We start from the raw sequence: 23663 nt of genomic DNA, 5'->3' as shown, positions 1-23663 counted from the left end.
AAGAACACTCCTTTATTCAAAAATTTTATCTTTTGGGAAATTCATTTTATCTAATGATGTACAAATTTCATCTTCTTCTAAACCTTGAGAAGATACTTTATCAAATAGAATCTTGATTGTTTGAAGTAATATTTTCAAATCTAACATGAAAGAATACTTCTTAATATACAACAAATCAAATTTTAACTTACTATTATAGTCGGATGCATATTTCCCATAAACTTGGGCATAACCTGTAATTCCAGCACGAACATTATGTCTCAAGTAATAGTATGGATTTTCATCATTAAACTGCTCAACAAAGAACGGTCGTTCAGGACGAGGCCCAATAATAGACATGTCACCTTTTAATACATTAATTAGTTGAGGTAACTCATCAAAGCGAACAGCACGTATAAACTTACCCACTGGTGTCACACGAGCATCGTTACTTTTTGCTAAAACGGGACCCGATTTAGATTCTGCAGTGGCACTCATTGAACGGAATTTATATATCGGAAATTCTTTCTGATCTTGTGTAATTCGAATCTGCTTATATATGATCGGTCCTGGTGAGGTTACTTTTACTAGTACTGCAGTTATCAACATAAAAGGAGAGGAAATAACTAATAGGATCAAAGAAACAACAATATCAAAAAGACGTTTAAACATCGCATCTTCAGAAGGAATTCTAAAACCTGATGATTCAATTATGCTTTCATCTTCAAAATTCATAATGTTAGGATTGATCGTTACGAGATTCTCAAATGTTGTATTTAGAAATAGCTTCTTCTCTTCCTTTGTAACAAGTTGATAGACCTTAATTTTTTCAGCCTCGTCAATCTCAGAGGCTAAATAAACAATATCTACATCATCAATAATTCCTCTCAAATTTTCATAGAAATGGTCTAACACAACTGATTGAACCTTATGTTTATTATTTTTTTGTGAGCTGAAGTTTTGAATCGCAGGAGCGACATCTTGTTCAAATCCGAGAATAGTGACAATTTTATCTGAGCTCAGTTTCATATATGCTTTATAAATGATTGTACGATAAATAATTAGTAGTATAGTTCCCATCAAGAATGAAATTAAGATAACAGTTCTAGGAAAAGCAAACCAACGTCCAGCGAAGGTAATGATCATAATTCCTAGCGACATCAAAAATTGACCAATAACCGTCACAAAGATAATATCGCTAACGATTCGATTATAAAAAACATAGCTTCCTAGTAGTACATTTAATAAAATAAAGAAAATCGAAATAAATAATGCGGAACTTTCAAACGTTTGAAAGTTTCTTTCTGGAATGGTTCCATTAAATTTCAGCCAAAAACTAAAATAGATGGAAAAATTGTAAACAACTACATCCATCATGATAATAAAAAATCGACGGGCAGCGCTCCATTCACCATTTTTATTCATACAAACACTCCTAATCCACAAAATAATCCATTACACATCTTACCATACACGTTCAAAAAAAAGTAGCGTTCATATGAAAAGTAATAAAAAAGCAAAGAACAAAAAGCGGTCAAATTCACCAATTTGATCGCCTGACCTAAAGTGATAAAATTATTCACTTCTCCTTTTATAAAACAAGAATTTGTATGACAATTCAACAATTGTTAGGGTTTGTTGACGAAGTATTCTTTAAAGTTTAATATGTTATAAGACTACATTCAGAAAATCTGTAATGATTATAGATTGTTAGTCTTTGTACGGGGCTCTAAATAAATGATTTTCTTTTTTTTCAATTGTATTTCTTATAGAGGAAGCGATGAAATACATTAAATACGCCAACAAAGCTGTAGCCATAATAACTGAACATACGTATAGTAACCGATTTCCTATAAAAAATATTTTGCTACGAAGCAATGGAATAAATAGCCCTTGATATAAATACAACTCAAAAGAGAAGGGTTTTAGCAATGAAAGATCGGGCTTTTGAAGGTTACTTTATAGCTACAAATTATAATTAATACAACAAAGAAAAGAACAGAAAGCGACCGTATAATTGGATGATAAAAAACTTCATCAATATAAAAAAATAAACTAAATAGTACTGCTACAGCCCCGATTGTTACTCGATAACGTTTAAATAGAAAGTTGGTCATTTCTCCTTCTTTTGCTCCCCACACAACCCCTAATGGGAAACAAAAAACTGCATTAGTCCACCATTCTCCATAACTTAGTAGATTCGAAATCAAGGTTATTACTATAACACAAGTAATAAGTATCAAAAATAGAAGTAAATCGTTCTCTTTACTTAAAGATGCACTAACAAAAAAAAACAACATACAAATATATAATCATCATAGTAAACCAACCATTTCCAACGAATGGGTTCCCATTCACTAATGAGTACATTGCCGCAGAAAAGTTTAGTTCACCAATCAGATTGCGATATACAAAATAAACAATCATCGCTAGTAAAAAAGGTAAGAGGATACTCATGCCTTTTTTCTTAAAAAAAGTGTCTAAATAAGATTTACCTTTCTGTTTAAATTGTTTGATTAGTCCATACCCTGAGACAAAGAAAAATAGTCCTACTGCTAGTCTGCCAGCAATTATCAATCTAGATGATAAAAAAGAATCAGGATAGTCTCGAAGAATCTGCGATAAATGATGTAAAATCACAAATAATACAGCAATTATCTGTAGATTGGTCGTTGTTTCAACAGATAAACTTTGATTAGAATAATCTGAATTAGTATCAATACTTGAAATAATAAAAAAAACTATTATTAAAAAAATAAAATCCAACTGTCATCCACCTCAAATCATAATATCTATATTGTATCAAAAAGTATACAGGAAAAGGTAACGAATTTTGTAAACAAGCCATATAGGTTAATCGAAGACACCCAGGTATGACTTTTCAACGCTTTGACGTATCCGGTGGTGAGGTCGAGTCCAACCATGGTCAAAAAAACGCCCATGATCGGCAGACTTCCGCCGAATAGATAATTGATTAAGGGAATTTGTATCATATAGATTCCTCGCTTTCTAAATTAATTGATAGCCCCTGCGAATTTCTTTTTGCAGGGGCTAATAGCTGTTGATCCCTACGCAGTATGTGGTTGTCAATGAACGGATTTAATTGGGAAAAGGCCTATTTCCGTGGTGTCTCAGGCGGCCCTTTCTTGTTTTTCTTCCTGATCCTATGAAGCCATTGAAGCAGTCTGTTTTGTTCTTTTGTGTCTTTATTTGATGAATCTTCAATCAAAGGCATAACAGTGGGTTGCTGATCGTTAGTTTCGCTATATCTGGATTGCAGAAGCGACTCCTTTTCTACTTTAATCGCTGCTTTTTCCGAAGGTTCAATCGTAGTTAATTGTTTAAAGTAGCGACCATGTGGTGTTGCTGGGAGCACGGAGGATTTCGGAGTCGGCAAAGCGATCTTTTCTTCCGCGACCTCAAAGCAACGAACTTCTTCACAGGTCGCTTCCTCAACGGGTTCGCCATCATAACGAACACCTCTCGTCTCATGTTCTGGATCAAATATCAGGGTTTCTTTATGGGTCAAGACCTTGGCGGTGACCACAGAATCAAATAGTTTTACGCCGTTTTGTGTACAAATGTCTAAGTTCGTCAATAATTCGCAAGCTTCTTTGATCTGTGGCGCCGTTAAGTTGGGATCAAGATCTCTGTATTTCCAATTGTGGGTTCCGCCATCGCTTTTTCCAAAGGTGGCAATTAAATCCTTGGTCATTGTTCATTTCCTTTCTTTTAAAGTTTAATCTGCGTAGGTAATTTTCAGTAATAATGGTTTTATCAAGGTTCGCCGGTTTCTTCTGGTCGGACAAATGAAATAAGGGAGCGGACAACAGAGACGACTTTTTCACCGAATTTTTTTACTGGAAAGACTCTCAATTTCAAAGTCTTCCATTCGGGTGCCATAAAGTAGTCTTCGAAATAATAAAAGAGACGCTTCATGGTGCGGGTAGCTTTGGTGTGCATGAACACCTCGCGGACAAGATCCTTTAGAAAGTGATCAAACTCCGCCGCTCCTAATTGGCAGCGTACTTTTAAGGCTAAAATGTATTTGATGGTGACACTGCTGTTTTGTGTTTCATGGTAGAAATTGGTGATTCTTTGTTCAAGTGTTTTGGCTTTTAAGTTGAATAACTGCCGAAATGACAGTGTTTGTATGACATTCATTGATTCTCATCCCTTCATTAGATAGTAGAGGAGGGCGGCAAGACTGCCGCTACCCCTCAAAGTATTTGGTTAAAAAATAATTGTTTCAATCGTTTCGACGTACTTCGCACTTTCGACAGTGTTGAAGAGGTCTGCGCCATCTTTATGGCAAAGCTTGACGTCGGTCATGCGTTGCAACAATCCTTTGATTTCTGTGTCGGTCTTTTGAGTATCGGGGTCATTAAAGCTCCAGGTGTGGTTCTTCCCTAAGCTGTTTTTAAAGGTTGCGACGAGTTTTAGCATTTTATTCTTCCTTTCTATAATTTATTTGGTGTAGCGTGATTGACTGGTTAGGATCACGCCGTCTAATTCACTGCCTTCGACTGATAGCGATTTCATAACTTCTCCCAGTTCAAGGACCTTCTCTTCGCTAGGCTCATCCATCACATTTGTAAAGGTGATCTTCTTAGTTTTTTCTCCGCCTGCATCGATTTCTACTTGTAGTTTATTGCCGATTTTTTGAATCATGGTTGTTTCCTCCTAATTTTTTTGTTTCCGGCCGGTGACTAAAAGATAAACGATTTCTAAAAAAAGTGCGAATTGCAAATTGACCAAAAAGGGGGCAATTTGACCTGTTTTTGGGTAAAAAGTGCTGTTTTTGATGAAAAAGCGGTCAAATTGGGGGTGAAATGGTCAATTTGCGATTTTACAAGCAGGAGCGACATATAGTATAATAAAATTTTTATAAATGACGTTTACATAAATGTGAAAAATTTAAGATGACTGAATTTCCCTGTAGAATAAATTATTTTTAACTGAATCATTTCCCATAGGAAGAACCGTCCTATTTAAAAACATGATAGTTAAAATAAGCCATATTAGAGATAACCATACTTCCATTTTACAAACATTAAGTAGTTTCACTTAGAATAAAATTTCCTAATTTGTGATGATAAATAAATAGATACACATCAACAAAATGTCAGCTGTGGGAATAGTCAAAATCTTTAAATATTACTCTCTCTCTTATTAGTTTTACTAAACAAGAAAAATTATTACTGCTAATTTTCCAGTAATATGCACGAATGGAGATAAGAAGGAGCCGGATAATCCCTAAAACTTTTGGTAAATGATCTGCTACTACAAACACAACCATAAGTACTAGTAATTTTTATAGATAGCTACTGATTAATATAATCTTGTTTTTAATAGTACTAATTAAAGAGCGATACAAATCGGCCAAAAGATTGTTATATCAGTCTTTTGGCCGATTTGTATCGCTCTATTTAATTTTAGAATCATCTAATTTTGCTTAATCGTTTGAAACTATTTCACTTTCCTATTCGCACCGAAAAATCTCCACCACTTCTCGTCAAATTTGGATTATAATACGGATCATTTTCAATATAGCTTGTCCAAGTGTCTTCCATATACTTGGTTTCCTTTTCAAACCGAGCTTGCTTTTCGGGTGTGTTTTCGTATCCTCGGGATTGAGATTCGAAGTGGTATAATTCGACTCCATGTAGCCACACATTGTTGTGACCTTTCTCATATTCTCGCAAACACAGATCAACATCGTTAAAAGCAACAGTTAACTCTTCGTCAAAGCCCTTCAACTCAGCAAAATCTTTAGCTCGAATCATCAAGCATGCTGCAGTAACTGCTAAATAATCAACGTTGATCTCTAATTTTCCAAAATAACCAAAATCTCCTCGTGGGAAAGTATGATGACCATGCCCAGCGGCACCACCCATTCCTAGTATTACACCAGCATGCTGAATCGTATTGTTTGGATAGTATAATTTTGCACCAACACAACCAATACGCTCGAACTGTGCAAAAGAAACCATTTTAGTCATCCATTCTGGCGTGATTACTTCTGTGTCATTATTTAGGAATAGCAGATACTTTCCTTTAGCAACTTTTGCAGCTAAATTATTGATGCGAGAATAATTGAATGGAATATCGATCGACTCTACAATGAAACGGTCATCCAATTGCTTTTTGTACCCAGCATAAAGCTCCTGCATCTCTGGCTGATCACTACCGTTATCAGCCAGAATGATCTCATAATTTGAATAAGTCGTTTTTTCAATAATCGAATCTACGCAACGCTTCACGTCATCATATCCATTACGTGTAGGTATGATCACACTGACTAAGTCCTCAGATAATACTTTATAATCTACATCATATAATCCATTTCCAGCCGCATGCTGAACTGTCGCCTCGATCCCGCGTCGATTGATTGCATCCTGAACAGCTTTTAAGCCCGCATCAAAAGCATAGCTTTTCGTTGATTGATCGGCTGCTGTTGAGCTTGGTAGGATACGCCAGTAATAGAGTATCTGTGGAATGTGTGCAATTCGCTCAGCAGTTGTTTGTTCTGTAAAACGCAGAACTAGGTCATAATCTTGCGATCCTTCATAGCCAACACGAAATCCTCCGATTTTTTCCATGATTGAACGACGATAAACACCTAAATGAGAAATATAATTCGTACCTAGTAATAAATCAGGCGACCAATCTGGCTTAAAGGCTGGGTCAAAACGTTTGCCTGTCATATCAATCTTATCTTCATCACTATATATCAAATCTAAATTCGCATTTTCGTTTAAGCGCTTGGCAACTTCGTACAAAGCAATTGGTGCAAGTTCATCGTCATTATCTAGTAAAGCAACAAACTCACCAGTCGCAATCTCTAACGCAGAATTTGTTGCTTTAGAAATATGACCGTTTTCAGAACGGAAAACATTTTTGATCCGAGAATCCTGAGCCGCATATTTTTCTAATAACGGTCTTACGGATTCATCCGTGGAATGATCATCTGCCATACACAATTCCCAGTTAGGATAAAACTGATTCTGAACGGACTCAATACATTTCTCCAGCCATTTTTCTTCAACGTTATAAACCGGCATCAAAATTGAAATAACTGGCTGATAATCAAATGCGGCGATTTCAGCTTTGATTGCCTCAGCATCCCAATTTTCATTTTCCACGATCCACTGCTGATAACTTTCATCGGATTGCTTATTTTGTTCCAACTTGATTCGACGCAAAGTATTCTTTAAGCCGTTGCGTTTCAAATAGCCCAAACCTTTACGTGCTTTGCCATAAAAATTCTGAATTTGTGATGGTTGTTTTGATACTTTTACAATGTTTTCTCTCGGAATAAAAGATTCATTTTGTGTATGATCACTAAAATGAAAATCAAGCGATATTTTTTCATCTGGATTTTCTACCTTAATAATTACCTCAAAACCCATTTGCAGATTAGCACTTGTTTTATGTGCGGCTGCCACATCTGAACGTGGGTACCACTCGATTTTATCGCTAGTGACATTTTCCGAATGAACAGTGATTGTAGGCACATCTTTAGTAACTAGATCAAGGGCCCATCCTCTGATCTCTAATTGATTCGTCTCTGGTTGGAACTTGCATTGATCAATGCAAACTTGTTCATTTTTTGCCATCGGACTAGCCTCCTATGCTGAATTGATTTGGATTGACCAATGGATCATTCAATTCTTGAGAATATTTATTACTTAAAATATCATAAGCTTCTTTTTTCACACTAAAATGATTTTCACCAGGATAGCGTACTTCAAAATAGGGATCAAAAATCAGTTTCTTTTTTTCTCTTGCCAATCGAATCGAAATGTCAATACCTTTAATAGCTGCTGGCAATGATTGATCGAATCCGTCTAATGCTACAAATATATCTTTTTGAATAATCAATGCATCTTCTGTAGCTGTGTAGATTTCCCGTGGCAGAGCCGGACGAAAATACGTCCCAATCGTCTTGTTTGATAGTCCCTGCTGTTCGTACACTATTCCTTCATGGGTAGAATCAATCGTCACACCGCAGTAAAGGATTGCCTCGTCTTTACTAATAATCTTCCCAGTGACTGCTCCCACATTAGGCAAGCGTAAAAAATTTGTTGCTTCTTTTAACCAAGTAGATTTTGTCGGGACCAATTTTTCAGACAAGAACACTAAAAAATCACCCTCGGCTGCTTCGGCAAGTTCATTTTCATTTTTGCCAGTAAATATCCGAACACGTTCATCGGCTACATCAGAATGATTAGTCAAAATTTCAAAATCAGACCACTCGGTGATTAAAAGTTGTTCTAATTGTTCTTCACTCGTTTTCCCACTCAAAATAATCGAAACTTTTGGTTCTGTATGATAATTAAAGTCGATCTTATAAGCACCATAATTTTTTGTCATGGTTACAACACCGTTTAGATTGCGACGGTCAAGCGCTGCTTGTAACGCATTCTGACCTGCTACATAAGCGTATTCTTTGCTTTGAGGATCCATCGCCACTGATGTTTCTATCGTTCGCCAATGGTAAAGAATATTCGGTATATGATAAATTTCTTTTGCTGCTTCTGTTGCACGTAGCACAAAGTCATAATCCTGACTGCCATTAAATTCCGTTCGTAAACCACCGATTGCTTCTATGATTGAACGCTTCACAACTACAAAATGTGTAATATAATTGTGTCCAAGTAATAACGTTTCATTCCAGTTCGGTTTAAAAAATGGATCAAAACGTTTGCCACTCATTGAGAGCTTATCTTCATCCGTGTAAATAAATTCACGGTTTTGATCTTCATTTAAGGCACTAACAACTGCTAGAAGTGCTGTATCTGCTAGAATATCGTCATTATCTAAAAAGCCAATATACTCTCCAGTTGCCACCTCAATCGCTGAGTTGGTAGCTTCGGAAATATGTCCATTCTTTTCACGAAGAACAACTTTTATGCGTTCGTCTTCTGCTGCTAATTCCTGTAACAAAGGCTTGATGTGAGCCTTTGGTGAAGCATCATCTGCTAAACAAAGTTCCCAATTGGAATAAAGTTGATTCTTCAAAGAATCCACACAAGCTCGCAGCCATTTTTCATCAACGTTATACACTGGTACAACCAAAGAAATTTTAGGCTGAAAAGCTAATCCTCTTGATGCTTCGATTAGTTGTGAACGATACGGTTCTTCAACCTTTGTCATCCATTCTTCATAATTCGCACTTTGTTGTTTAGAGCGTTGATAATTCTTTATCGCTCCAGCAAAGCCATTTCGTTTGATTGATCCAAGCAAACGGCGAATTTTTCTTGCCGTAGTTGTATTCGCAGTCTCTATCCTTCGTGCTACAACTGGATAAATTTGATCTTGATCGTCTATTAGAAGCAGCTTCACACCGTCCGTTATTTGCAAATCTTTAATCGTTAGAATAAAGCCAAACTTATCTGCGGATGCTATTCCAAATACTTCATTGACATCTGGGCGATAGATACGATTAACATTCATTTGTTTCACCGATTCTGCCATTAAAAAATCTAATGGCGCCTTCGTAGCTTCTGAAAATCCCCACCCTTTTATAATGGCTTCATTTTCAGATTCATTATTTTCAATCGTCTCAATCGTTAATTTGATTCCTTCTATTTCAATTCCTGGTTCTAGCTCTAAAAAAGGAATATTCTTCAACTGATAGCCATACTTATCTAGATAGTTCAGTTTCAAAGAAAGTAAACGATTTAATCCCTTTTCGTATCTGAGGTCATCCATCATTTTTTCTTCTGCTGGGAAGAATTCTTCTTCATTTAAAACATTTACATTTACTGAATATTCTTTTCCGGCTATTGCTGCTCCATCAACAACCACATAAGGCTCTTCTGCAATCTCAGGGAACATAAAAAGATCTTCTTGGTACCAAGAAGCATTTGTTTCTTCAATTTTCAGGAGCCTATTTTCCACAATAACAGATAGTTGAATTGAAGCAGGAACTTTACCAATAACAATTCTTAATTTCTTAGTATCCTCAGGTGCATGATGAACGGTACTTTTATTTTCGCCGGTTTGATTATTAAATATATACGGCTCTACTTCAAATTTACCATTAATAAGATAAGCTAATTGTATTTGCTTATTGTAATTTGAATTAATTGGTTCGACACGCTCTGGATTCGTCACAGGTTCTTTGCGCAATGCATAAAAATATTGATAAACTTCGCCAAAGGGACGATTTTTGAAATCATAACGAACCATCTCAGGCAAGTCTTCGTAACTCGCAGACAGTTCATTTTGTCCAACCTGTGCGTAAGTAAAGTCTTCTCGACGTATTGACAAACCAATTCGATCAAATAACTCTTCGAATCCTTTTTGCGTATAAAAACTGTTATGTGTGCGATCCAGTAAACCGTATTGTTTCCAGTCCAATTTATTATTAAACAAATCAATCAGTACTGAATTATGCGCCAAATTCGGGAATGTTAATAGTATCTCTCCATTTTGAGCCAAAAATTTACTGGCCTTCTCCAGCGCTTTTTCCGAATCAGTCAAATGCTCTAAAACATCTGCAAAGATAATAAAATCGAAGCTTTTACCAGCAAAATGATCGCACCATTTATATTCTTCAATGTTTCCTAAAAAGCCGTCTTGGGCAAAGCCCATGACGTGCTCAAATAAGATCGGATCAAACTCAACAATTGATACTTCACATTTTTTTTCATTGATTAGATACTTAGTCATTCGACCATTACCTGGACCAAATTCTAAAACAGATGAACTTTCAGGGATCTGGCTAATAATCTTCCCAACACTTGTATGTTCTTCAAGCGACAAATCAAAATCATACTTCATTTTAAATCGTATCCTTCCACTTATGATCCAAGACAACGATGCCTTCACCAACATATTTACCAGAAATAAACATGGTTAAATACCTTGTTTTATAAACCAATGGCACGGTCGCATTTTCTTCAAAAAGGGCTACATCAAAATAATATTCGCCGCCTAAAAGTGCCATCTTTTCGTATTCTAAATAGAAGACATTCTCTCCCTTTTTCCAAGGAATTGATTCTTCATCCAATAATGTATTTAACCCGCACACGTAATTATTATCTACAGTTCGGATAGCCACACCTAAAACAGGTTTCTTTATAGAATCGTCCTTCACATTATATACTACCTTTATAACTACCTTACTATCTTGTTCAACGATTTCTAAAGGTTGCAGATTTCCATCTAATAATTCAGCTGATTTCACTTCCACGATATCATAAGCAGAAAAATCTTCAGATGACGAGTTTTCACGATCAACTGTTTTTAAAGATTTCTTTTTCAAAAAGTTTTCATATGTTTCAGTGATTTCCATCGTCTCGCCTTCAGCTTCTACGACACCGTTTTTCAGCCAATACACTCGATCACAAAAACGGCGAACTGCGTTTACATCATGCGAAACAAAAAGAATTGTTTTTCCAGCATTTCGTAGCTCAGTGAATTTTTCCATACATTTTAATTGAAATTCTAAGTCACCGACGGCTAAGGCTTCATCCACGATCAAAATATCTGGATCGACATTGATTGCCACTGCAAAAGCAAGGCGGACGAACATTCCACTCGAATATGTTTTAACAGGTTGATACAAGTGATCCCCAATATCAGCGAAATTGATGATGTCATCCACCTTTTCAGCCATCTCTTCACGAGAATAACCTAATACCATCCCATTAAGAAAAATGTTTTCATAACCGCTGTATTCTGGATTAAAGCCTGAACCCAGCTCCAAAAGCGCTGCAATATTTCCCTCAATCTTTACTTCACCTTCAGAAGGTGTTAGTACACCCGTAATGATTTTTAAAATCGTTGATTTTCCCGAACCATTTTCACCAATAAAACCAATCATCTCGCCTTTTTCTACTTTAACATTCACATCATTTAAAGCATAAAAAACTTCATGGTATGTTTTTCTTGTTGGACTCAAGGCTTCCTTCAGGCGATCAGATGGCTTTTTGTACATATCATATTTTTTAGTTAAATGGTTTATCTCAATTACAGTTTCAGTCATTTAGATTTATCTCCTTATAAAACATCAGAAAAATGTGGTTTTAAGCGTTTGAAGACGATACTGCCTATTACTAGTAAAATCAAGGTAACAGCCCAGAAATAGATTGATAACATCGGCTTTTCCCAGAACCACTGCTCACCAAAAAATGCGTCCCGATAGCCTTGGACAACATAAAACATGGGATTGAATTTCAAAATAAACTGAATCGTTGGGTGCGCCGCAAATTGATTGATGCTCCACAATACTGGCGTTCCCCACATTAGCGCTTGCATAATAACACCAATAAATTGGTTAATATCTGGGAAGAAAGGCTGGATTGATGACGTAATCCAAGTCAATCCTGTTAAAAACATCATCATCGCAAAAAGATAGTAGAACATCTGCAAAATATGCAAATCTGGTATCACCTGATTAAAGAGTCCTACAACAAGTGCAATAATAATGAAAAATACATGCATATACATAGCAGAAAATAATTTAACAGACGGTAAAATTCGAATGTTAAAAACAACTTTTTTCACTAAATAGCTGTATTCACGAAAAACATTTGTAGCTGAACCTAATACCTCTGAAAAATACATCCATGGTACTAAACCAGTCAATAGAAAAACAATAAATGGATATTTACCATCTGTCATGGCTGCTTTGAATCCAACACCGAACACAAACCAGTAGGTCACTACCATCACTAATGGATTCGCAAAAGCCCAAAAAATTCCTAAAGCTGACCCGGCATAGCGGGCCTTGAAATCATTTATAGAGAATTGCTTTAGTAATGTACGATTCTGGATAATCTCTTTAAAAAAACCAAGTAAGTCTTTGAACATTTTCTTTCCTCTCATCTAACGCTTTATTTATTACTTCTATAGTTGATTAACGTTATTATTCTACAGAAAGATATATGTAAAAGCAAGGTTATTAAGAAAAGCTTCGCTATTTCAGTCAAGCTTTCAATCTCTTAATTTTGCCTTGTTCATATTAACATATAGTCAAATTTCGCGTAGACCTAAACTACGAATTATCAGATAAAAAAAACTAATGCTGTTAAACTTAAAGAGCTAAAATTCTATTAAATTTTATAAAACATTTATACTTACCCTACGTTGAACTAAATTTTGATTTATTAATGAATATAGCTATTTTACTTAGAAAAACCTTTTTTATTAAATAGAAGATGAAATCTTCAAAACGTACTGTAAATTTGGCACTGAAACAAAAAAAGTTTAGATGTCTGACACAACATCTAAACTTTATTCATTATAATCTCCTGCGATTTTTCCGCGAGGGCTCTATTTCAAGCTCTTCATCTCTCTGATCGAACACATTTGTTGAATAGTCATAGATTTCTTCAATCTCAGGGTTTTCTTGCCAAGCAAGACCTAACAAACAGAAAGTGATTGGAATCCAATAAGGTGCCATTAGAGTATCTTCCATCGTTGATTGCAACAAAATAGCAAAAAAAGCGATAATGAAACTAAATTGAATAGCTTGAGTTTCCTCCCTAATAATAAGCGACCAAATATTATATAGTATGAATAGACTGATGAGGACAAGTCCAATTAATCCAAATCCGCCTAATATCGCATTATAGCTGTTATGGTTTCCTAAGACTTGCTCCCCACGCTTAAAGGTGAACGGCGGCATCCCCACCAAGAATTGTTTTCGAACTTTAAACAGCGTATCATAAAATTGTTTCCAAATATCTTCACGCCCAGTAAACAAATCAATATTACTCGAATTTGCCAAATAAAGTGATAATGGAAAAATACCTATAAGAAAAACACTGTACACGACGCCATAAGCCCATCTAACTTTTTCCTTCAAAAAATTAGGCCATGCGTCAAAAAGAACGAAGCAGACAACAGCAAAAAATGCTGCTTGGGATTGAACGACCCACGTACATGCTAATGCGATAAAATAAACTACAAACTTAAGTATTTTTGCCCATGTCCAATCCAGTGATTGCAACAAAGTGGCGATCAGAAAGCTTGAACACATCACACTGCTACCAATCGTGTTTGTATTAATCCAAATCTCCTGAAGCTTATTGCTCTTATCCCAAATACTATTACCAGATGTCGGTGTTGGAATCTCTGAAAAAATTCGGTATGCCGTGATTAAAAGAATTATCAACATCAATCCAGCAAATATCAACCGTAGTTCCTTCGTAAATTCAACTAATTTAAAATCCAAAACAACGAAAATAATCAAAGCAATCGTTATGTCCAAGAAAAAATCAGCCTGTCTCATGGTATCAAATTGATGAAAGAAAAGAATTGAAAGCAGTGCAACTCCAACCCAAATCATATCAGCCCATTTCATCCGATAACAATTCAGCACTAAAACAATCGTAGCACCAATCGGCATGTAACGACTCATATGTGCATAAATGTTAAACATTTCAGGCGTGCCGATTCCTCTAGTCCAAAGGAAAAAGCATAATAGTGTCATTCCGATTAGAATAGATGCACTAACTAAGTTCAAAATAGCTGCTGTGCCTTCTTTTACTCGTCCCATTTTTCTCTCCGACTTTCTCTTAATTAATATACTCACCATAGCTTGGCGCCGGCTGTGGAATTTCCTGATAGTTCTCCGTTCCGCCAACTGGATCAATCTCATCTTCAGGTTGTACCTGTTCTTCATCTGAAGTAAAGCTCAACTTATAAATTGACCACTTGTCTTTATCCGGACCATAAATGCGTTCAAATTGTGCATAGTTTAATGAGTTATAGTCCTCCATCGGACGTTTACTAATTACATATTTAAATCCTAGTTTTTTACAATCTGTAAAATTGAGATAAACCGTAAAATTATCAGGTCGATCCAAGTGGAATCTTGTTGCTTCCGATACAGCAAACGCACGTGTATGCGCATAACGGTTGTAGATTTTCTCATTCTTACCTTTTGGATCAATCTCATGCCATAACTTCATATCTGGATAAAAACGTACAGAATTAATCGTCTTCACACCTAATGCTGGAGTAAAATTATACAAATCCCCCTCTGAAAGCCATAATGCATCGGGGTCTTTCTTTTTAATTTTAACGATTTCTTCGGCCAATGTCTTCTTATCAATCGCTCCAGTTCCACGTATGACTGGATTAACAAAAATTCCTGAGACTAAAACAATCACAGTCATCCCTAAGATAAACACTTTTTTCAATTTGAATAGCACGCAGAAAAGAAGTAAAGCGAACACCACAAGTGTCATAAAAATTTCAAAATTATTAAAATACAACCCCATTACTGAGGAAATGACAGAATGAGAAGCCTGTATCATAACAAGACCAAGTATTATTAATTTTATCCACCAAGAAACTTTTACATATTCCCATAAGAAATTTATCATCCATAAACTTAATAATACCGAGCCAAAACCTAAAGTTACTAAACCACGTGTACTTGTCACATAAGTCAACATCAAAGTTTTTGCGATGCCATGACTATAGCCGAAATAGGTCCAACCAAAAACGAAACAACAAAACAACCCTAAAATTACTCCCAAATATTTTTCTTCCTTGCCGCGTTTAGAAAAGAAAACAAATGGTGATAGCAATACTGTCAGAGGAAATAAATTAAAATATGATGCGACTTCCCCGTTGTTTGTCCCATAAAAATCGAAGTCTTCAAATGGGATTTTCCAATTTGTCAAAAACAGAAAATAATCTGATAATGGACGGCCCCCGCCTTCAGCTTCACGATGGCCTGGATAAATAGTGTTCATCGTCGCATCGATAGCATCCTTTGATGTATTATAAAAATGTAAAAGAATAAATACGATTAGTCCAAGACCACCAATAATAATCGGTAAATCCCAAATATCTAGTACTATTTTTTTTCGGAAATGAATCAATGTGCCGAACAACCAAAATAGAATTAGATAAGCCAATGGCACTTGGTGGGCAGGATACAATACTAAGACAAAACCAATGCCATTAATCACAATTAAGCACATCATAAGTAGACGCAAGATTTTGTTATCGTGCTTAGCAATAAAATAATAACTTGCTACCATAATTGCCAACGTAAAAAATATTAAATCTCCTACATGCTGCATAAACCACCATTGAATTGAGGGAGAAAAAGTGATCCAGAATGCCCCCAACAATGACAAGTACTTATTACGTTTGGTTAGGATCATGACCAATTCGAAACTCAATAGAAGCATCCCGATAATTTTAAATCCCCAATAAAAGGAGAGTCCTCGTTCTTTCCCTAAAAAAAGAAATCCCCAATTGAATGGTTTTCCTATCACAGTTATATCCTTAACAGGCGAGTTGTAAGCAAGAATCATGTTTTGGCCTTCTTTGCCATACTGCTTGTTTACGACTGGATAATCACTTTCAGCTTGTGAGAAATAAAAAGGCGTTTGAACCATCCATTCATCCGAACGAACAGCTCTATTTTCACCAAAAATGACATCAGACTTCTTGTCGTCACTACGTTCAGAAACAATTTTATCCCAAGAACCTATCGAACTCCCATTTAAGTTTAGTACGACGATTAAAATAAGAAAAAGTATGCCTATTATGTATCTAAAGCGAATGATTTGATCAATAATCCATTCAAAAGGATTCGTCTTCTCATATGGCACTTCCCTAGTCCGCTTTTCTGCCCGTGTTTCCATTTTTTCCTCCTGAAATTAAAAATTCGAATGTCAATTTTCCATAGTTAAATCTTCCAGTTAAAATCTGTTTACATCCTCGAAGTAATAACTGCCTTCGATATTGAGGAAGCAATTGTTTGTTATATAAATAATAATAGCATTTTTCAGCTTGAATGATTGCTAGATAACGAGAAAGATTCATATGATTTTTATAGTCTAACACTGATAATTGATGTTCTAGTTCATTTGAAAGAATATAGATTTGTTGATGTTCGCTAAAGATACGCCAGCAAAGCCAATGATCCAAGTAGTCTAATGGAAAATGAATATTGTACCCGCCCAGTTTTCGTAAAAAAATCGTTCTTATTGCCGTTCCTGAATTAATCACCATAATATCCTTAGAATATACACGATCTTTTTCAGGTAATTCTGTATGTAATGGACGCAAAGTATCGCTACGTACAGGAGAAATTTGTCGTTCATTGTCTGTTACTATCGGAGCCACGGCTGCGACAGTTTCTGACAATTCTGAAGATGTACTAATTAGTTCACTTAAGTATTCTTTCGTTAGCTTTGTATCTTGATCTAAGGTCATCAGCCATTCTGTGTCATCATTGCTTTGGTCCAAAGCGTAATTATAAGCCTGAGCCAATCCAACATTTTTTTTACTGTGATAATAAATGAAACGCCCTTCCAATTCTACTGGTTCTGTCCCCTGCTCACTGTTATCAAAAATCAAAATTTTTCGAATTTCTGGAAAAGCTCCAGAGGCAAGAAGTTGGTTTAAGCTCATGATCGTCGGCGACTCAGAAAACGTCATATTATAAAGAACCACCACTACTTCAAACAAATCTCTCACCTCTAGCTTCTTTCTTATTGTTTTGCTTCTAATTCAAGGAAACTATTCAATGCTTCTTGCCACGTAGGTATTTCAAAACCTAATCCTTTGGCTTTACTTAAGTCCATGATTGAATATTGCGGACGAGTGGCTTTTTGCGGATACTCCTCAGAAGTCACTGGTGCTACTTCTACATCTGTATCTTTCAAAATTTCTTTTGCGAACTCATACCATGAACAGCTGTTTTCATTCGATAAATGATAAATGCCGAATGGTGCTTTCTTTTCAATGACGAATACCATAAATTCTGCTAATGTCCGTGTCCAAGTTGGTCGGCCGAATTGATCATTTACAACCGTCAAACGATCATGCGTTTTAGCTAATTTCTGCATGGTATAAATAAAGTTATGACCATAGATGCCAAATACCCATGAAGTACGGATGATATAATAGTCATCCATCGTTTCTTGTACAGCTTTTTCGCCCAATAGTTTCGTTCGGCCATATTCGCTTAATGGGTTTGTCGTATCGTCTACTTGATACATACCTTCTTTTTTCTTACCATCAAAGACGTAATCCGTACTAATATAAATTAATGTTGCTCCGGCAGCTTTTGCTGCTTCAGCAACGTTACGTGTGCCTTCCACGTTGATTTTTTCATCTAACTCTTTTCCTTCGTCCTCCGCCTTATCAACAGCAGTGTAAGCAGCACAATGATAGATAATTTCTGGTTTCATATCTGTAATGAACTTGTACGTACCCTCTTTATCGGTAATATCAAGCTGATCAGTATCCGTTGAAAGATACTCAAGCTTTTTTTCATCTAATAAATGACGTAACTCTGTTCCTAATTGTCCGTGTCCACCTGTAATTAAGATCATTTCTATCGACTCCTTTTCTCAAAAAAAGGCAGGTTACCCCTGCCAGATTCAATTAGTATTATTGGCCGTTTTTGGCGTAATTACTTTCGACCGCTTCTTTTTCAGCACGCCACCACTCTTCATGCTCAGTATACCATTTAATAGTATCTTTCATTCCTGAACGGAAATCCGTGAACTCTGGTGTCCACCCTAATTCTTCTCGTAATTTCGTTGAATCGATTGCATAACGTAAATCATGCCCAGCACGATCCTTTACATGATCGTATGCGTCTTTTGGTTGACCCATTTCTTCTAAGATGATCTCCATTACGGTTTTATTATCTTCTTCTCCATCCGCACCAATCAGATAGGTTTCACCAATCTTACCCTTGGTTAAGATTGCCCAAACAGCAGAAGAATGATCATTAGTGTGTATCCAATCTCGCACATTCTTACCGTCACCGTACAATTTTGGACGAATTCCGCTCAAAATGTTTGTAATTTGACGGGGAATGAATTTTTCAATATGTTGATACGGACCATAGTTATTTGAACAATTTGAAATTGTTGCCCGTAATCCAAACGACCGTACCCAAGCTTTTACTAATAAATCTGATCCTGCTTTGGTTGACGAATATGGACTTGAAGGATTGTAAGGTGTTTCTGCTGTGAATTTTTCTCCTTCACCTTCACCATGGCCGGGCAAATCTTCTCTTAATGGAAGATCGCCATATACTTCATCGGTGGATACATGATGATACCGCACATTATTTTTTCGACATGCTTCAATCAATGTATAGGTTCCAATGATGTTCGTTTGAACAAAAGGAAATGGATCTTTTAGAGAATTGTCATTGTGAGATTCGGCCGCATAATGAACAACCGCATCTGTTTTTTTGACTAAACGATCAACTAACTCTGCATCAGCAATATCGCCAACTACTAATTCTACTCGATCTTCAGGTAATCCAGCTAAATTTTCCTTGTTTCCTGCGTAAGTTAATTTATCTAAAACAGTAATGTGGACATCTGGATGATTATTTGCAACATAATGAACAAAGTTAGAGCCGATGAAACCTGCTCCACCAGTTACGATAATATTTTTCATCAATTATCTACCCCTTAAATTTCACCATAAACGAAAGGATTTTCAGCTTCAAATTCTTTCAAGGTTGGTTGTTTTGCATCTTTTTCTGATGTGATGGCTTTTTCGATATCAATCGGCCAATCAATCGCTAAATCTGGATCTGCAAATGAAATACCACCATCTGCCTCTGCATCGTAATAATTATCACACTTGTACATGAAATTGACATTTGGGGTCAATGTAACAAATCCGTGAGCATATCCTCGAGGAACTAACAATTGACGATGATTATGCTCAGAAAGAATATAACCTTCCCATTTCCCATAAGTTGGACTTCCTTTACGGATATCCACGATGACATCGAGAACTGCTCCCGTCACAACGCGAATCAATTTCGTTTGGGCTGATTTTCCCTTTTGAAAGTGCAAGCCTCGCAGCACACCTGGTTGTGTTGAAAGTGAATGATTGTCTTGAATAAAATCAAAATCTATTCCAGCTGCTTTGAAGTCTTCTACTGAAAAACTCTCAGTGAAAAAGCCGCGGTGATCGCCAAAAACTGCTGGTTCAATAATTTTTACATCTGTTAAATTTGTTTCTGTTACCTTAATTTTCCCCATGCTTATTCCTCTTCTGCTAAACGTAATAGGTATTGCCCATACTGATTTTTCTTTAATGGTTGGGCGAGTTCGATCAATTGCTCTTTTGTGATATAGCCCATTCGATAGGAAATCTCCTCTAAACAAGCCACCTTCAAATTTTGACGCTTCTCAATCGTTGAAATAAATGTTGACGCTTCTAATAATGATTCGTGAGTACCAGTATCTAACCACGCAAATCCGCGACTCATTACTTCTACAGATAATTTATTGCGTACTAAATATTCTTTGTTTACATCAGTGATTTCTAACTCTCCACGCTCAGAAGGCTGGATGTTCTTTGCAATTTCTACTACATCATTGTCATAGAAATACAAACCAGTTACTGCATAGTGAGATTTTGGTTTTTCAGGTTTTTCTTCGATTGACACGGCTTGCATCTCATTGTCAAACTCCACCACGCCAAAGCGTTCCGGATCATTTACATGATAACCAAAAACTGTTGCACCTTCAGTTTTCTTAGCTGCTCGTTGCAGCATGCGGGACAATCCATCACCATAATAAATATTGTCTCCCAGAACTAAACAGACACTATCATCGCCAATAAATTCTTCACCAATAATAAAAGCCTGTGCCAAGCCATCCGGACTTTCCTGAACAGCGTACTCAATGTGGATGCCTAATTCATTTCCATCTCCAAAAAGATTTTCAAACCTTGGTGTATCTTGTGGTGTTGAGATAATTAAAATCTCATTGATCCCAGCCAGCATCAATGTTGACATTGGGTAGTAAATCATTGGTTTATCATAAACCGGCATTAATTGTTTCGAGGTTGCTTTAGTTAGAGGGTATAAACGAGTTCCGCTACCCCCTGCTAAGATAATTCCTTTCATAATTACGCTCCTTTTTAATACATACGAACATATTATACCTGATGTTAGTTATTAGAAGAATCGTTTTGCTATTTTTTTTTGATTTCTTTTATTCTTTTTCTTACCAATCGCAACGCATTCCAGCGCCACTTAAATTGTTGGATGCGCGAAGCAGTGGTCTTGATTTCCGAAGCGTTCAAACCATGACGACGATAATAGACCAATTGATCAGGAATAAAGACAACTCCTCGATAATAATCAGCTAATAAGCCAATCCACATATCGTGCATCGGAACTTCTTGCGGAATCGGTAAGATAATCTCTTTTAATCCCGATCGAAATGCCATACCGGCACCAATATAACTGCTTTTCACGAGATTATGCCAAAAACCAGAATGCGTATGGCGCATCGCTTGATAAGAAGGAACCAAAACTTCAAAATTATTGTCCACAATAACCAAATCAGAAATGACAGCCTGTGTTTGAGGATTATCAAAATAAGGCATTGTTTTTTTTACCTTATCCGGAAGCCAAACATCATCCTGATCACTCAAAAAAATAATTGAATGCGCACTTTTTTCAATTGCATTTGCAAAATTAGCAATCAAACCTTGTCCATTATTTCGAAAAAGCTTGATCCGTGAATCTTTTGCTTCCAACTCTAATAAAAATTCCCACGTTCCATCTGTTGAATGGTCGTCGGAAATAATCAACTCATCATGCTCCGAGAGCTGTGGGAATATGCTATTCAATTGTTCTTCAATAAAGTGACGGCCGTTGTACGTTGCCATACAAACAGATATCCGCTTCTCGGATTGCTTTAGCATCCCCTACCTCCAAATTTAAAAGAATTGCCAGCCCCATTTTTGAAAGTATTTTCTCATGGACTGTAAAAAAATGAAAAATAAGTGTTGATTTTTAACTGCTCCACGCTCATATAAATGAATAACTGAAAATTGAGGACTGTATAACGCCTTGTAGCCAGCTTGCTCCATTTTACGACAAAGATCATTGTCCTCAAAATACATAAAGTAGCGATCGTCAAATCCATTGATTTCATTGAACTTGACTAGATCCACCACCATAAAGCTGCCAGAAATCATTCGTACAAAACTATCTTGATCATCCGGTAAATCACGACATTCAAATTTTGCTAACCGTTTTGCAAACAGCCTTTTAACAAACTTAAACGGAATAAACCGAAGCATATAATCAAAGACATCTAAATGATTACGTATTAGGTATTGTGTTGTTCCATCCTCATTCAAGATTTTGGGAGCCAAAAGTCCACATTTGGGATGATCAGCTAAATGCTTAACCATTTCATTTAAATGATTTTCTGACAATATAATATCGGGGTTAAAAATAATTCCATAACCAGAAACACCTAAGAGATTCGCGTTATGTCCGAAGCCAAACCCTTTATTTTCTTCAAAGAACTCAATCGATACAAATGAATACTCAAGGTATTTTGCTAAACGTTCTTGGTATTTCACTTCAGACGCATTATCAAAAATCTTAATTTGAATTGATTGATCTTTACCTAGCGATCTGATTAATGAATCTAGACTTAAAAAAATCTTATCGCTGTTATGAGTCACAATGCTAACAGTCACATTCATATCATTTACTTTCATAAGGGACGTCAACACTCATTTCTTGAAATATTTGCGCAATACCTGCGAACGGTACTCTTTGTTCCCAAAGAAACGAAAACTTTTTGTAATAATTCCATATTTTTCCGGAATCAACCCAATCAACTCTAACAGGAAAGTCAAAGCAAAAACCATTGCAATAATCAAAACAATCGTTCCCACTCTGCTCGTATAGTTTAATAATAATGCAGTAAAAGAAAATAATACGGCAATGGCGTAAATCGTTAATACAGCTCCACGATGAGTAAATCCCAAATTCAATAAGCGATGATGTAAATGCTGCTTGTCGGCCATTGAGATTGGCATGTTGCTTGTTTTACGACGTATCATGGCAAAAAAGGTATCTGTCACTGGAACACCCAGAATAATTAAGGGAGTAATCAAAGAGATAAAGGTAACATTTTTTAAGCCTTGTAAAGTTAATACAGAAATCATAAAACCTAAAAACAGAGCTCCAGTATCGCCTAGATAAATCTTGGCCGGATGAAAATTATATGGGAAAAAACCTAATATACTTGCAACTAAACAAAAAATAGCTAAAGATATAAACACCTGTGATGAATGCAAAAAGAAATACCCTATTATACCGATTGTCATCAAACTAATGATTGATACACCTGAAGCAAGTCCGTCCAATCCATCGATCAAATTCAATGCATTCGTAATACCAAAAATCCAAAACAATGTAGCTGGCAAACTCAGCCACTCTAAGTTAATTCGACCGAATAATGGAGCGGTAAAGAAGTCAAAGCGAATACCAGCGTAATAATAGATCACTAGACCAGCCAGTAAAATACCTATACTTTTTTGTTTTGGAGAAAGTTCGAACTTATCATCTAGCAAGCCTGTGATTACGATAATTAAAGCACCTAACAAAATTTTACTAATATAATCAAAAGGAATCGCATCACGAAATAAAAATAGTGAAGAAATAGCAAAAGTAATAAAAATCGGCAAGCCACCAGCACTTGGCATTGGCACTTGATTCATTCGGCGCGCATTAGGATTGTCGACCAAACCAGTTTGTACCGAAATTATTTTAAAAATCGGAGTCAAAATTAATGCGATCAAAAATGTTAAAAAGTACTTAATGATCAATCCGAATGATACTAACATGTTGACACCTGCCTTTTTACTAAAAATTATTATAAAGGATTCAACCACCTTTACAA

Annotated in this window: 20 protein-coding genes and 1 pseudogene; all 21 read right to left on the bottom strand. The window is 36.1% G+C overall.

Features of this window, described 5'->3' with window-relative positions; genetic code table 11:
• Nucleotides 1-12 precede the first annotated feature (12 nt).
• Nucleotides 13-1404, bottom strand: a complete 1392-nt coding sequence (locus AUF14_RS02585) for a sugar transferase (RefSeq protein ID WP_016180594.1) — start codon at nt 1402-1404, stop codon at nt 13-15.
• 855 nt (nt 1405-2259) lie between these two features.
• Nucleotides 2260-2745, bottom strand: a complete 486-nt coding sequence (locus AUF14_RS22740) for an acyltransferase family protein (protein WP_049220491.1) — start codon at nt 2743-2745, stop codon at nt 2260-2262.
• A 41-nt stretch (nt 2746-2786) separates the two neighbouring features.
• A pseudogene (locus AUF14_RS02575) lies at nt 2787-2972 on the bottom strand (phage holin family protein); the annotation flags it as partial.
• Between the two features lie 122 nt (nt 2973-3094).
• Nucleotides 3095-3694: a DUF2922 family protein gene (locus tag AUF14_RS02570; RefSeq protein ID WP_102865869.1), complete on the bottom strand. Its 600-nt coding sequence runs from the start codon at nt 3692-3694 to the stop codon at nt 3095-3097.
• Nucleotides 3695-3756: 62 nt separating this feature from the next.
• Entirely contained in the window at nt 3757-4143 is a 387-nt protein-coding gene (locus AUF14_RS02565) for a hypothetical protein (protein ID WP_102865868.1), read from the bottom strand.
• 69 nt (nt 4144-4212) lie between these two features.
• Entirely contained in the window at nt 4213-4425 is a 213-nt protein-coding gene (locus AUF14_RS02560; RefSeq protein WP_102865867.1) for a DUF2922 domain-containing protein, read from the bottom strand.
• Nucleotides 4426-4446: 21 nt separating this feature from the next.
• Nucleotides 4447-4650 (bottom strand): DUF1659 domain-containing protein, encoded by a 204-nt coding sequence (locus AUF14_RS02555; RefSeq protein ID WP_102865866.1) that lies wholly within the window; start codon nt 4648-4650, stop codon nt 4447-4449.
• Between the two features lie 803 nt (nt 4651-5453).
• Nucleotides 5454-7598: a glycosyltransferase family 2 protein gene (locus AUF14_RS02550; protein WP_049218857.1), complete on the bottom strand. Its 2145-nt coding sequence runs from the start codon at nt 7596-7598 to the stop codon at nt 5454-5456.
• A gap of 4 nt (nt 7599-7602) precedes the next feature.
• Nucleotides 7603-10770, bottom strand: a complete 3168-nt coding sequence (locus AUF14_RS02545) for a glycosyltransferase (protein WP_049218854.1) — start codon at nt 10768-10770, stop codon at nt 7603-7605.
• Nucleotide 10771: 1 nt separating this feature from the next.
• On the bottom strand, nt 10772-11977 hold the full coding sequence (locus AUF14_RS02540; RefSeq protein ID WP_049218852.1) for an ABC transporter ATP-binding protein: 1206 nt from the start codon (nt 11975-11977) through the stop codon (nt 10772-10774).
• A gap of 14 nt (nt 11978-11991) precedes the next feature.
• On the bottom strand, nt 11992-12804 hold the full coding sequence (locus AUF14_RS02535) for an ABC transporter permease (protein WP_049218850.1): 813 nt from the start codon (nt 12802-12804) through the stop codon (nt 11992-11994).
• A 430-nt stretch (nt 12805-13234) separates the two neighbouring features.
• Nucleotides 13235-14494, bottom strand: a complete 1260-nt coding sequence (locus AUF14_RS02530) for an EpaQ family protein (protein WP_049218848.1) — start codon at nt 14492-14494, stop codon at nt 13235-13237.
• Between the two features lie 19 nt (nt 14495-14513).
• On the bottom strand, nt 14514-16604 hold the full coding sequence (locus AUF14_RS02525) for a DUF7657 domain-containing protein (RefSeq protein WP_049218846.1): 2091 nt from the start codon (nt 16602-16604) through the stop codon (nt 14514-14516).
• Nucleotides 16576-17442 (bottom strand): glycosyltransferase, encoded by an 867-nt coding sequence (locus AUF14_RS02520; protein WP_225844245.1) that lies wholly within the window; start codon nt 17440-17442, stop codon nt 16576-16578. Before AUF14_RS02520 ends, AUF14_RS02525 begins: the two co-directional genes overlap by 29 nt.
• Before the next feature lie 14 nt (nt 17443-17456).
• A complete protein-coding gene (rfbD, locus tag AUF14_RS02515; RefSeq protein ID WP_049218841.1) occupies nt 17457-18302 on the bottom strand; it encodes a dTDP-4-dehydrorhamnose reductase in 846 nt (281 codons plus the stop codon).
• Between the two features lie 58 nt (nt 18303-18360).
• A complete protein-coding gene (gene rfbB, locus AUF14_RS02510) occupies nt 18361-19389 on the bottom strand; it encodes a dTDP-glucose 4,6-dehydratase (RefSeq protein WP_049218839.1) in 1029 nt (342 codons plus the stop codon).
• Between the two features lie 14 nt (nt 19390-19403).
• Nucleotides 19404-19976 (bottom strand): dTDP-4-dehydrorhamnose 3,5-epimerase, encoded by a 573-nt coding sequence (gene rfbC, locus AUF14_RS02505; RefSeq protein ID WP_171030563.1) that lies wholly within the window; start codon nt 19974-19976, stop codon nt 19404-19406.
• Between the two features lie 11 nt (nt 19977-19987).
• Nucleotides 19988-20857, bottom strand: coding sequence for a glucose-1-phosphate thymidylyltransferase RfbA (gene rfbA, locus AUF14_RS02500; protein WP_049218836.1), 870 nt, complete (start codon nt 20855-20857; stop codon nt 19988-19990).
• Between the two features lie 68 nt (nt 20858-20925).
• A complete protein-coding gene (locus tag AUF14_RS02495) occupies nt 20926-21663 on the bottom strand; it encodes a glycosyltransferase (protein ID WP_049218834.1) in 738 nt (245 codons plus the stop codon).
• Nucleotides 21664-21678: 15 nt separating this feature from the next.
• Nucleotides 21679-22473: a glycosyltransferase family protein gene (locus AUF14_RS02490; RefSeq protein ID WP_016180575.1), complete on the bottom strand. Its 795-nt coding sequence runs from the start codon at nt 22471-22473 to the stop codon at nt 21679-21681.
• A 15-nt stretch (nt 22474-22488) separates the two neighbouring features.
• The gene (locus tag AUF14_RS02485) at nt 22489-23607 is read right to left on the bottom strand and encodes a glycosyltransferase family 4 protein (protein ID WP_016180574.1); all 1119 of its coding nucleotides are present in this window, start codon (nt 23605-23607) and stop codon (nt 22489-22491) included.
• Nucleotides 23608-23663: the final 56 nt, after the last annotated feature.

The organism is Enterococcus avium, assembly GCF_002891025.1.
Taxonomy (GTDB): domain Bacteria; phylum Bacillota; class Bacilli; order Lactobacillales; family Enterococcaceae; genus Enterococcus_A; species Enterococcus_A avium.
This window is presented reverse-complemented; position numbering and strand designations above follow the sequence as displayed.